Source organism: Phytoactinopolyspora endophytica, from assembly GCF_004138495.1.
Taxonomy (GTDB): Bacteria; Actinomycetota; Actinomycetes; order Jiangellales; family Jiangellaceae; genus Phytoactinopolyspora; species Phytoactinopolyspora endophytica.
This window is the reverse complement of the sequence record NZ_ML142855.1, coordinates 79,086-91,766: the sequence shown is the minus strand read 5'-3', so window position 1 is coordinate 91,766 and position 12,681 is coordinate 79,086. Positions and strand designations below refer to the sequence as shown.

Here is a 12,681-nt window from a genome sequence, read left to right as displayed (position 1 = left end):
CGCAGCGCCTGTTCCTTGTTCTGCAGCTGACTCTTCTCGTTCTGGCAGGAGACGACGATGCCGGTGGGCAGGTGGGTGATCCGGACGGCGGAATCCGTGGTGTTCACGCTCTGACCACCCGGCCCGGACGACCGGAAGACGTCGATGCGAAGGTCGTTCTGGTTGATCTCCACCTCAGTCTCGTCGTCCGCCTCCGGCAGCACTAGCACGCCCGCGGCCGAGGTGTGGATACGTCCCTGGCTCTCGGTGACCGGAACCCGCTGCACCCGGTGGACACCGCCTTCGAACTTCAACCGGGCGTACGGTGCCATGCCCGGCTCGGGCGTACCTTTCGCCTTGACGGCGAGCGAGACGTCCTTGTAACCGCCGAGGTCGGACTCCTCGGCGTCGATGAGCTCGGTGCTCCACCCGGCCCGTTCGGCGTAGCGCATGTACATACGCAGCAGGTCACTGGCGAACAGTGCGGACTCCTCGCCGCCCGCGCCGGCCATGACCTCGACGATGGCGTCCCGGCCGTCGTTCGGGTCCCGCGGCAGTAGCAGCATCCGTAGCTCGTCGGCGAGCTTCTCCTCACGCTCGCCGAGCTCGATCGCCTCGGCGGCGAACGCCGGATCGTCTGCCGCGAGCTCAAGCGCCGCACGCCTGTCCTGACCGGTCTCCTGCCACGCGCGGTACGTCTTCACGGTCGCGGTCAGTTCGGCGTAACGTCGCCCAAGACGCCGTGCCACGCCCTGGTCCGCGTGTATGGCGGGGTCGGCGAGCTTGTGCTCGAGTTCTTCATACTCAGCCTCGAGCGCTTTGACGCCCTCGAACATCGCCTATTCCTCCCTGCCTGTCCCGAACTCTTTCGGGCCGTGTCACTACCGGTCACGTCTCCACCGGCGCTTCCCGGGCCGCGAGGATCACCATGACCAGCCGACCGGGACTCGTATCTCACTTTGCCTCCGCGGTCTGTCGTCCACGGCGAGCAACACGAACCATCCGGGTTCTACCGTCCAACACGACGACGGCGGGCGCACGCAAAACGCGTGCGCCCGCCGTCGACAAAGCTACTTGGAGCCGGACTTCTTCCCGTACCGGGATTCGAACCGAGCCACCCGGCCTCCGGTGTCGAGAATCTTCTGCTTTCCCGTGTAGAACGGGTGACAGGCAGAGCAGATATCGGCGTGAATGGAGCCGCTCGACGCCGTGCTCCGTGTGGTGAACGTGTTGCCACAGGTACACGTGACGTTCGTCTCCACGTACTGCGGGTGGATGTCGCTCTTCATGGACTTCACTCCTGGATCTCTATGAGCGCCGGGTCGATGGGGCGGGACGCCACAACGTGAACCGGAACCAACTGCTCTAGTATTCCAGCCCGGCCCCACCATCACCAAACCAGCTCCGATGACCGCCGCCAGAAAGGCTCCGCCGCCACTCCGGCCGCAACGGCACCAGCACCGGACCCCGAACGCGCGCTGACCGCCTTAGGCAAGCCAACGCCCGTGACGAGACCAGGCCGGAGGCGCGTGGGGGCCGGCCCACTCAACGCAACCACAGGCCCCTAGCCTCGGGGCATCGGCGGTTGCTAGTCGTCGTCCTTCGACCCGTTCCCACCGATGGTCGGCGTGGTCTTCTGGACGGTCATGAGGAACTCGGCGTTGCTCTTGGTCTTCTTGAGCCGGTCGAGCATGAGCTCGATCGCCTGCTGCGGGTCCAGAGCGGAGAGCACCCGGCGCAGCTGCCACATGACGCCCAGCTCCTCCTTGCCGACCAGGATCTCCTCGCGCCTCGTGCTGGACGCGTCGACGTCGATCGCTGGGTAGAGGCGCTTGTCGGCTAGGTCACGCCGGAGCCGGATCTCCATGTTTCCGGTGCCCTTGAACTCCTCGAAGATGACCTCATCCATCTTGGACCCGGTCTCGATCAGCGCCGTGGCCAAGATGGTCAGCGAGCCGCCGTTCTCGATGTTCCGCGCCGCACCGAAGAACTTCTTCGGCGGGTACAGCGCGGCCGAGTCGACACCACCGGACAGGATGCGCCCGCTGGGAGGCGCGGCGTTGTTGTACGCCCGAGCGAGCCGGGTGATGCCGTCGAGCAGGATGACCACGTCATGCCCCAGCTCGACGAGCCGCTTGGCCCGCTCGATCGCCAGTTCCGCCACCGTCGTGTGGTCGTCGGCCGGACGGTCGAACGTCGACGCGATGACCTCGCCCTTGACGGAGCGCTGGAAGTCGGTGACCTCCTCCGGCCGCTCGTCGACGAGCACCACCATCAAGTGTGCTTCCGGATTGTTCGCCGTCACGGCGTTGGCGACCGCCTGCATGAACAACGTCTTACCGGCCTTAGGCGGCGACACGATCAGCCCGCGCTGCCCCTTACCGATCGGCGCGACGAGATCGATGATCCGCGTCGACATGTTGCCGGACTCGGTCTCCATGCGCAGCCGGTCCTGCGGGTACAGGGGCGTGAGCTTGTTGAAGTCCGGCCGCTGCTTGGCAGTGTCCGGGTCGGCGCCGTTCACGGTGTCGACCCGCACCAACGCATTGAACTTCTGCTGCTTCTCACCCTCACGCGGCTGACGGACCACACCGGTGACGGCGTCGCCCTTGCGCATGCCGTGCCGCCGGACCATCGCCAGCGACACGTACACGTCGTTCGGGCCCGGCAGGTAGCCGGAGGTTCGCACGAACGCGTAGTTGTCGAGGATGTCGATGATGCCCGCTACCGGGATCAGGACGTCGTCCTCTTGGATCTGCGGCTCTTCCGCGCGCTCGCGGCCGCCACCACCGCCACCGCTGCTGGGCCGCCGATCGCGGTTCCCGCGGCTGCGGTCACGACGCCTGCGCCGACCGCGACCGCTCTGGTCGTCGTCTTCGTCGAAGCGCCCGCCCTGCCGACGGTCATTGTCATTGTCGCGGTCGTCGCCACGGTTGCTCTGACGGTCATCGCCACGGTTGCTCTGACGGTCGTCGCCACGGTTGCTCTGACGGTCATCGCCACGATTGCTCTGACGGTCGTCACCACGGTTGCTCGGACGGTCGTTCTGGCGATCCGGGCGACGGTTGTCGGGGCGACGGCTGTCCTGCCGACGGCTGTCCGGACGGCGATCATCACCGCGGGCACCGTCACGATCGCCCGACCGCTCCCGTTCGCCCGTCGAGTCGCTCGCGGACTGCTCGGGCTGCGCCGCCTCGGCCCCTTCGCCTCGACCACCGCCACCACGGCTTCCAGTGGATCGGCCGTTCCCGGACCGGTCACCACTGGACCGGTCGTCACCCGACCGGTCATCGCTTCCGCCACGGCCCCGGCCGTCGGCTTTCTTCGTCTCGCGAGTGGCCTCCGACACAGTGCCGGTCTCACTCGCAGCCGCGGCGACAGCTCCGTCGTCCTGTTTCGGCGCTGCTTGCGCCCGGCTGGCGCGACGGGGCGTCCGCCGCGCGGCCTTGGAGGACTCGTCCGCCTTCGAAGTCGTGTCCGCGCCGGACCCACCAGCGCTGGACGCGCCGTCGTCCGCAGACGAGGCAGCGTCTTTCGCCGACGCGGCAGCCTTGGGTGCCGGGCCGTCGGACTGGGTCGCCTTGATCGCATCGATCAGCTGAGCCTTGCGCATCCGGCCCGAACCCTTGATGCCGAGCTGGCTAGCAACCTGCTGCAGCTCGGCGAGGACCATACCGTCCAGGCCTGGGGCGCGCTTGCGCTGCCGCTTGGCCGGGGCACCGCCGGAGGTCGATGCTGTGTTCTCGGAGTCCAGCGCCTCAGAGACGCCGGGAATCTCGGTGTTTGTCACTCAGGGTCCTTCCCTGGGCCAGCACCGGCGAGAGCCACCGGTGCGCCTTAAATACCTCGAGGAACCTCCCCGAGGACGCATGTTTGTGCACGATGCAACTGGTGGTCAACCTCGTGTTGGACCTAGCATGCGCAAGCCCTGAAAGAGGTTTACAGATCCACGGCTCGCTGCAGAGATTCCGCTACGCCATGGCTTACCGACCATGCAGTGCGTCGGTGCGTTACGAGCGTAGCACGTGAGGGCCCGAATTACCCAGACCAGGCCATGGGCGTTTTAGCCCGTGTAGTCCGGTCATCGCTCACGTGTCATTCGCCACCGCGCCGACGGCGTCCACCGGCACCGCGCGCACGTCCCAGCCGGATGCCAGCTCCCGCACCCGCGACACCTCATCCCCCCTGGCCAGGACCAGAATCGACGGTCCGGCACCGGAGACGACGGCGGGCAGTCCGCGCTGTCGCAGCGCCGACATCAGGGCAATCGACTCCGGCATGGCGGGCTCCCGGTATGCCTGGTGCAAACGGTCCTGCGTCGCCTCTACCAGCAGGTCGGGCCGGCGTGTCACCGCCTCGACCAGCAACGCCGCCCGGCCGGCGTTCCGGGCCGCATCCGTGTGTGGAACGGCCTGCGGAAGCAGGCCCCGCGCGGTGGTGGTGGCCAGCGCCACCGACGGTATGCATATCACCGGAACGATCTCCGGATGCGGATTCAGCCGGGTAGCGTGCGCCACACCGTCGTCACCGGTCCATGCGATGGTGAACCCGCCCAGCAGGCACGGTGCGACGTTGTCGGGGTGGCCTTCGATCCTGCTGGCCAGGTCAAGCACACCGTCGATGGCCGAGCCGGAGGTGGTTTCCTGTCCGGCAAGACCTCGGGCGGCGAGGACACCGGCGACGATCGCCGCTGAAGACGAGCCCAGACCACGCCCGTGCGGTAGAACGTTTCGGCAGCTCAGCTCGAGACTGGCCGGTTCGGCTCCAAGCTCGGAGAAGCATCGGCGCATGGCCCGCACGACGAGATGGGTCTCGTCCCGAGGTACGTCGTCAGCGCCGACACCGTCAACGGTCAAGGTCAGCGGCGCTCGCTCGCTCGCCACGTCCCTTTCGAAATACGCCGACGCCTCGACGACGTCGTGCATGCTCAGGGCCAGTCCGAACGTGTCGAAGCCTGGTCCGAGGTTGGCGCTGGTCGCAGGGGCGCGGACGACGACGCGCGCAGAGCGCGGATCCTTCCCCGGGCTCACACCGGCCATCGGTCACACGCCCCGAGAGGCCGGCTTGCGAGTGCCCTCACGCTCGGGCCAACCCCAATGCCTCGGCTGCGGCTACGGCCTCCGCGGCGACCGGGTAGGGACGGATCTCCCCATAGAACGAACTGGCCGTGTCGACGTCCTTCAGACCGTGTCCCGTCACAGTCACGACGATCTGTTGACCCGCATCCAGCTGACCGCTACGCGCGTAGTGAAGCAGGCCGGCCACGCCCGCAGCGGACGCCGGCTCGACGAACAGGCCCTCCTGCCCCGAAAGCTCTTGCTGCGCCGCGAGTATCTGCTCATCGCTGACGGCGTCGATCTGGCCTTCGGACTCATCCCGCGCGGCGACGGCGAGCGTCCATGAGGCCGGATTGCCGATCCGGATCGCACTAGCCACGGTGTCGGGCGCGGCCACCGGCACACCGTGCACCAGCGGCGCCGCGCCTGCCGCTTGGAAGCCCCACATCCTGGGCCTGCGCGTGGTGATCCGGTCCGCTGCGTACTCGGTGTAACCCATCCAGTAGGCGGAGATGTTCCCCGCGTTGCCGACTGGCAGGACATGAATGTCCGGGGCATCGCCGAGGTCGTCCACGACCTCGAAGGCCGCCGTCTTCTGACCGGCCAACCGATACGGGTTGACCGAGTTGACCAGGGCGACCGGGTAGGTCTCGGCGAGCTCGCGGGCGAGCCGTAGACAGTCGTCGAAGTTGCCGTCGACGGACGCGATCACCCCGCCGTGCACAACGGCCTGGGCAAGCTTCGGTCCCGCGATCTTGCCGTCTGGGACGAGGACCACCGGCCGCATCTTGGCGCGAACGGCGTACGCGGCCATCGACGCGCTGGTGTTGCCCGTCGAGGCACAGACGACGGCCTCAGCGCCTTCCTCGGCCGCCTTAGAGATGGCCACGGTCATGCCGCGGTCCTTGAACGAACCGGTGGGGTTGACCCCCTCGACCTTGAGATGAACGTCACAGCCTGTCTGCTCGGACAGCCACGGCGCCGGCACGAGCGGCGTCCCGCCCTCGCGCAGGGTCACCACAGGGGTGTCCGTCGTCACCGGAAGCCGATCACGGTACTCGTCGATGACACCGCGCCATAGACGCGTCCGGGCTGGGGCATCAACCATTCCACTGGTCACGGCACCCATTATCCACGCTCCCCTCAACCCCTGTCCCCGGCGTCCATCCGGCGCCCTGTAGCCCTATCCACCCGCCTCGACGGCGAGACTCCCCGGCAGTTCCGCCCTCCGCTCGGATGACCGGCGAAGGTGGGGCGGGAGATTTCTTCGGAGCGATCTTCGGGCGGCGGGCTCTACACGCAACCAGCCCACCTAAGCCGACCGCCGACCGCGTGAGAGCGAGAAGAGAATCTCCCGCCCCACCTCCACTGAGAGTCGAGCCCGTGGCCCTGTCGACCCGGGGCTTACTCGCCCTCGACGCGCTTCACCGACATGACGTCCCGGACGGTGTCGAGCTTCGCGAGGTCGTCCACGGTCGCCGTGAGCGCCTCGTCCGACGCCTGATGAGTGACGACGACCAGCTCGGCGCCGTCGGGGACCTCGGTGCGCTGCCGGACCGTCTCGATCGACACGTCGTGCCTGGCGAACACCGTGGCGACCGCCGCCAGCACGCCCGGGCGATCCTCGACGTCGAGGCTGATGTGGTAGCGCGTGACCGTCTCGCCCATCGGGTGCACCCGACGGTCGGCGTACCAAGACCCGCCTGGGCCCGTGACACCGCCCACCCGGTTGCGCGCCACCGTCACCAGGTCACCGAGAACGGCGCTGGCCGTAGGCGTACCGCCGGCCCCCGGACCGTAGAACATGAGCTGGCCAGCGGACTCCGCTTCCACGAAGACCGCGTTGTATGCGCCGCGGACACCCGCCAGCGGATGCGAACGCGGGATCATCGCCGGGTGGACCCGCACCCCGACGGCTTCGCCACCGGGCGCGAGCTCACAGATCGCGAGCAGCTTGACCACGGCGCCCATGGCCTTGGCGCCCGCGACGTCCGCGGCCGTCACCTCGCTGATTCCTTCTCGATGGACGTCTGCCAGGCTGACCGGCGAGTGGAACGCGATACCCGCCAGGATCGCGGCCTTGGCGGCAGCGTCGTACCCTTCGATGTCCGCCGTCGGGTCGGCTTCGGCGTACCCCAGCGCCTGAGCCTCTTCGAGAGCTTCGGCGAAGCCGCTGCCGTTGGTGTCCATCTGATCGAGCACGTAGTTGGTGGTGCCGTTGACGATGCCCAGCACTCTGGTGACGTGGTCACCGGCGAGCGACTCACGCAGCGGCCGGAGCAGCGGTATGGCACCGGCGACGGCCGCCTCGTAGTAGAGATCGACCCGGTGCTTGTCGGCAGCGGTGTGCAGGGCGAAACCGTCGTCGGCGAGCAACGCCTTGTTCGCGGTCACCACGGACTTGCCCCGCTCCATGGCGGTCAGGATCAGGCTCCGTGCGGGCTCGATCCCGCCGATCACCTCGATCACCAGGTCGACGTCGTCACGCGACACCAACCCGGCCGCATCGGTGGTGAAGATCTCAGGGTCGACGCCCGGTACGGCCCGGTCCCGTCCCGTTCTGCGGACTGCCACCCCGACGAGCTCAAGCCGCGCACCGATACGCGCTGCGAGGTCGTCCGCGTGCTCGACCATCTGGCGAGCGACCTCGGAGCCGACCACTCCGCAGCCGAGAAGCGCCACTCGCAGTGTGCTCATCCGCATCCTCCCTCTCAACTACTCGCCTCGCCGTTCCAGGCTGCCGGTCACGCTAGGCTTCGTTCCAAGTGTCCGCGAAGCCCGAAGGATCTAGCGCCACCCGTCCATGATGCGAGACATCTGTCTCAACATACGTAGCGCAGACCGTAGATCCTTTACCACCGGCTCTGTGTGGCCGTCACCGGAGGGCCACGACAGGCCATACTCGGCTCCAACGCATCACCAACTCGGACGACATCGCGGAGCCGTCGCACGGCGTCGCTCGCCGAACGCCACGAACCTCTATGCTGGTCCGCCGGACCCTGAAAAGCGATGTGCACCCGGAGGACACGTGACTGGCGCAGGCCCACCCCGGCCCGACGACGGCGGACCGGTGGAAAGGTCCAGCACCTCTCCAGCGCACGGGCCACCGTCCTCTCCTCCCCATCCACCGCAACGACCGCAACGACCGCCGATGATCCGAGTGGGCCGGGCTGCGGACAACGACATCGTCATCGATGACCTGCTGACCGCGCGCCATCACGCCAGGCTGACACCGACCAGCGACGGTTACCGGCTCGACGACCTCAGCGGCCACCACCAGACCTTCGCCCAGGGCGTCCTCGTCGAGCGCGGCATATATGTCCGCGACGGCCACATCGTCACATTCGGCAAGACGCGATTCATCGTCGGGCCGTCCGGCCTTGCGCCGTTGGCTGACGCCCCGGCCGAAGGCAGCCTGGTGGTGCAGAACCTCTACTACACGTTGCCGAAAGGCCCCACGCTCACCGAGAACGTCAACGTGAACCTGAGCGGTTCCCGTTTGGTCGCCGTTATCGGGCCGTCGGGCTGTGGCAAGTCGACGCTGCTTCGGCAGATCAGCGGTGAGCTCGAGCCGTCCCACGGTTCCGTCCACTACCAGGGCTTCGACACTCATCACAGCCAGGAGGAGATCCACGGCCGCATCGGTGTGGTTCCACAGCACACCATCGCCCATCGTCAGCTCGGCGCCCGGCGGGCCATGCAGTACACCGCTGAGCTACGGCTCTCCCACGACACGACGGCCGAGGAGCGGACCACACGCGTCGACGAGGTCCTCACGGAGCTGGGCCTCGCTGACAGCAGGGCAACCCGGATCGAGAACATGTCGGGCGGGCAGCAGCGACGCCTCGCCATCGGCTTCGAGCTGATCACCCGCCCGTCCATGCTGATTCTCGACGAACCTACCTCCGGGCTCGATCCGGCACTGGTGCGCCAGATCATGACCACGCTGCGCGAGCTGGCCGACGACGGACGGCTCGTCCTTGTCACCACACACGACCTCGCCCACGTGGACATCTGCGACGACGTCCTGATCATGGTCCCTGGGGGCCAGATCGAGTATTTCGGGCCACCGGCCGGCATCGCCGACCATTTCGGCACCTCAGACTGGGCCGACATCTTCGAGAAGCTCAAGGTCCCGCGGCCACGCCCGGCGCAGGCACCGCCGCCGCCCCATGCGCCGCCGCAGCCCGCACCGCCACCGGCCGCATGGCCTGGGCCGTCCGCAAGGCCTGCCCATGCTCCGGGACACCCGCCTCCCCCTGCAGTGCACCCGGCCCCACCCGCGGGAACCCGTTCGATGCTCCCGGCACGGCTGCTGACACGGTCGAAGAGCGAGACACCCGAGGTAGTCGGCCCGAAGGCCGCCGACGACGAGAAACGCATGCGGCAGCAGATGTGGGTGCTGTGCCGACGCCAGGTCCAACTGATCTTCGCCGACCGGCCGTTCGCCGGATTCATGCTGGCGCTGCCGGTCGGGCTGGCGATCCTGGGGCTGGCGATCCCCAACGAGTCCGGTCTCGGACGCCCGGCCCACGGCGGCAGCACCGAGGCGATGCGGCTACTGGTCATTCTGGTGGTCGGCGCGTCGTTCATGGGCATGGCCGCGACCGTCCGCGACATCGTCGCCGAGCGCCGGATCTACCGGCACGAGCGCGCGGCCGGCCTGATGCCGGATGCGTACCTCGCATCGAAGCTCATCATCTTCGGCGCGTTCGCGGTGGTCCAGTCGATCATCCTGCTCGCATTGACGCTGATGGTCCGCGACGGCCCGGAGGACGGCGTGATCATCGGGAAGGGCGGGTTCGAGCTGGGCGTGGCCCTCGCCGCAACGGCCGTCGTCTCGGCGATACTCGGACTGGTCGTCTCGTCTCTCGTGTCCACCCCCGAGCAGACTATGCCGCCGCTGGTCCTCGCGATCATGGCGCAGCTCGTCTTCAGCGGCGGATTGATCGAGGTCACCGGACGCGCCTTCATCGACCAGTTGTCCTGGCTGTCCCCGAGCCGCTGGGGGTATGCGATGAGCGCGTCGACGGTGGACGTGACCGGGCTGATGCCCAACTCGCCGGATGATGTCCTGTGGAGGCACAACGCGCTGGCCTGGTTGGGTGCGCTGCTGGCCCTCACGGCGATCGGTGTCGTCGCGACCTACATCGCCCGCCGTCGTCTGCGCGTCCTCTAAAGCGATCGCGCCTACGTCTGAGCTGCAGGCCGAGGCCCACGGATGATCCGGCGACGGATCGCGCCCGAGGCCATGTCGATGAGTATCGTCACCAGAACGACGACGATGAGTGCCATCCCCGCCGAAGCCCACTGACGGAACTCGATGCTCTGTTGCAGCATTGTCCCGATGCCGCCGGCACCGACCACGCCCAGCACCGCCGACGCCCGGATGTTGACCTCGAACCGGTACAGCCAGAACGCGATGATCTCGGGCATGACCTGTGGCATCACCGCCCAGCGCACAAGCTGCGGCTTCGATCCGCCCGCTGCGTCCGCCGCCTCCATCGGACCGTGATCGCACCCCTCGATGATCTCAGCGGAGAGCTTGCCGATGGTGCCCGTGGAGCTCAGGCCGATGGCCACGGTGCCGGCCAGCGGTCCCAGCCCGAAGATCGGTATCAGCGCCACCGCGAAGATGATCTCCGGGATGGCGCGGGGAATGTTCAGCAGCTGCCGGGTGACGACGACGCTGACCCTCCCCGAGACGTTCCGCGCCGCCAGGAACGCCAGCGGAAAGGACAGCGCCGCCGCGATCATGGTGCCGATCCACGCGATCCCCACCGACTCCCACATGGAGTCCAATGCGTCCGGCAGGTCCGCGAGATCCAGGTCGCCGAACATCAGGCCGAAGATGTTCCACAGCTCGCCTGGTACCTCGGGGAGGCGTTCCCATCTGGCGTCCACGCTCAACGAGGCTCCCAGGAACCCGGCGACCACCGCCACAGTGACGGTCAGACGGAACCAGTTGAACGGCTTCTCAGGCCGCACCGCGTCCCGGAACCGTTCATCAGCTACTCGCTGCGTCTCCGTTCCGCTCACAGCAGCCGCTTCCGCAGCACCGCCGAGATCCGTTCCACCACGATGACGACGACCAGGAAACCCGCGACCACGCCCCATACCCTGTCCCATTGGCCCTGGCCGCGGTAGAAGTCGATCACGGTGCCGATTCCGCCCGCGCCGACGAAGCCGAGCACCGCCGAGGCACGGAGGTTGAGCTCGAAGCAGTACATGGAGAACGACGTGTAGGCCGGCAAGATCTGCGGAAGCACCGCGAAGCGCAGCATCTGAGGGTGCGACGCTCCGCTGGCCCGCGCGGCCTCGACCGGGCCGTGGTCGATGCCGTCGATCGTGTCCGAGGTCAGTTTGGTGACCACACCGAGCGAGAAGAAGAACAGAGCCAGGATGCCCGGCAGTGCGCCGATGCTCACCGCCGCCACGAACAGCAACGCCCAGAGCAGGTCGGGAATCGCACGGATGACATTGTTGAGCAGCTTCACCACGGCATAGACGGCACGGTTCGGCGCACCCAGCTTGGAGTTGAACAGCGCGAGCGGCAGGGCGATGAGCGCACCGGCGATGGAGCTCATCACAGCCATCTGCAGCGTCTCGAGGAAGCCGTCTCTCGCCCGGGAACCGGTCAGGGCACCGAGGTCGATCTCGGCCAGGCCGCGCATCGGAGCATTGGACCGGGTCAGCCCGTCCCAGATCTCCGTCACTGAGAACCCGATGCCGTATCTCCAGTCCGCACCGGCTGCGACGGTGAAGCCGACCAAGCCGATCAGCCCGCCGATCATGAACAGGCTCGGTCGTGGACGCCTCGGTCGCTCACGAATCGGCCGCTCACGGCTCAGTTGCTCGCCAGGCAGGCTCACAGCGTCGCCTCGGCCTCAAGCACGTCATCGGCGGTGAGGCTGCGGCCGTAGATCTGCTCGAACACGCCCTCGTCGACGGCAGACCCGGGGCCGTCGAACACCAGCTTCCCGGCCCGCAGGCCGATGATCCGGTCGGCATACTCCCGGGCCAGGTCGAGGAAGTGCAGATTGACCAGCGTCGTGATGCCCAGATCACGGTTGGCCTTCTGCAGGTAACGCATGACCGTGCGCGACGTCGGCGGGTCGAGCGAGGCGACCGGCTCGTCGGCGAGCAGAACCGTCGGCTCCTGCGCCAGCGCCCTGGCGATGCCCACCCGCTGCTGCTGGCCGCCGGAGAGGTTGGCCGCGCGCACATACGCCTTGTCCACGATCTCGACGATCTCGAGGGCCCGCATCGCCCGCTCCACCTCGTCTCGGCCCCACCAGCCCAGCATCGACCGCCAGCCCGGCACCCGGTTGAGCCGTCCCATCAGCACGTTGTTCAGCACCGTCGTACGATTCACCAGGTTGTAGTGCTGGAAGATCATGCCGGCGTCGGCACGGAGCGAACGCAGCTGTCTCCTGGACAGCCCGCCGACCTCCCGCTCGCCGACGTGCACGGTGCCGCCGGCCAGCGGGACCAGGCCGTTGACGGTGCGGATCAACGTCGACTTTCCGGCACCGGACAGCCCCACGATCACGACGAACTGCCCATCGGGAATGTCGAGGCTGATGTCGTCGAGCGCGGTCACCCCGCCCGGATAGGTCACCGACGCCTGCGTGAAGCGAATCAT

At 67.7% G+C, this 12,681-nt stretch carries 10 protein-coding genes; 1 reads left to right on the top strand and 9 read right to left on the bottom strand.

What is annotated here, in order from left to right; all coding sequences use genetic code 11:
* The 6 genes from ELR45_RS15245 to ELR45_RS15220 all read right to left on the bottom strand — a co-directional run.
* Window positions 1-815: PCRF domain-containing protein (locus ELR45_RS15245; RefSeq protein ID WP_240759751.1), on the bottom strand; the 815-nt coding region annotated here is incomplete at its 3' end.
* A gap of 234 nt (window positions 816-1,049) precedes the next feature.
* Complete coding sequence (gene rpmE, locus ELR45_RS15240) at window positions 1,050-1,268, bottom strand: 50S ribosomal protein L31 (RefSeq protein WP_129667185.1); 219 nt, start codon at window positions 1,266-1,268, stop codon at window positions 1,050-1,052.
* 299 nt (window positions 1,269-1,567) lie between these two features.
* On the bottom strand, window positions 1,568-3,652 hold the full coding sequence (gene rho / locus ELR45_RS15235) for a transcription termination factor Rho (RefSeq protein WP_420813892.1): 2,085 nt from the start codon (window positions 3,650-3,652) through the stop codon (window positions 1,568-1,570).
* A gap of 415 nt (window positions 3,653-4,067) precedes the next feature.
* Entirely contained in the window at window positions 4,068-5,009 is a 942-nt protein-coding gene (gene thrB / locus ELR45_RS15230; protein WP_240759750.1) for a homoserine kinase, read from the bottom strand.
* A gap of 46 nt (window positions 5,010-5,055) precedes the next feature.
* Window positions 5,056-6,165, bottom strand: a complete 1,110-nt coding sequence (gene thrC, locus ELR45_RS15225; protein WP_420813888.1) for a threonine synthase — start codon at window positions 6,163-6,165, stop codon at window positions 5,056-5,058.
* A gap of 275 nt (window positions 6,166-6,440) precedes the next feature.
* Window positions 6,441-7,739 (bottom strand): homoserine dehydrogenase, encoded by a 1,299-nt coding sequence (locus tag ELR45_RS15220; protein ID WP_129667182.1) that lies wholly within the window; start codon window positions 7,737-7,739, stop codon window positions 6,441-6,443.
* 448 nt (window positions 7,740-8,187) lie between these two features.
* Here ELR45_RS15220 and ELR45_RS15215 point away from each other — a divergent pair, with 448 nt between their 5' ends.
* Window positions 8,188-10,215 (top strand): ATP-binding cassette domain-containing protein, encoded by a 2,028-nt coding sequence (locus ELR45_RS15215; RefSeq protein ID WP_165367794.1) that lies wholly within the window; start codon window positions 8,188-8,190, stop codon window positions 10,213-10,215.
* Between the two features lie 11 nt (window positions 10,216-10,226).
* On the opposite strand, the gene phnE (ELR45_RS15210) is transcribed toward ELR45_RS15215, so the two are convergent.
* The 3 genes from phnE (ELR45_RS15210) to phnC form a co-directional block, all read right to left on the bottom strand.
* Window positions 10,227-11,075: a phosphonate ABC transporter, permease protein PhnE gene (phnE, locus tag ELR45_RS15210; protein ID WP_165367793.1), complete on the bottom strand. Its 849-nt coding sequence runs from the start codon at window positions 11,073-11,075 to the stop codon at window positions 10,227-10,229.
* The gene (gene phnE, locus ELR45_RS15205; protein ID WP_129667179.1) at window positions 11,072-11,830 is read right to left on the bottom strand and encodes a phosphonate ABC transporter, permease protein PhnE; all 759 of its coding nucleotides are present in this window, start codon (window positions 11,828-11,830) and stop codon (window positions 11,072-11,074) included. Before phnE (ELR45_RS15205) ends, phnE (ELR45_RS15210) begins: the two co-directional genes overlap by 4 nt.
* Before the next feature lie 74 nt (window positions 11,831-11,904).
* A partial coding sequence (gene phnC / locus ELR45_RS15200) for a phosphonate ABC transporter ATP-binding protein (protein WP_129667178.1) occupies window positions 11,905-12,681 on the bottom strand: 777 nt, incomplete at its 5' end.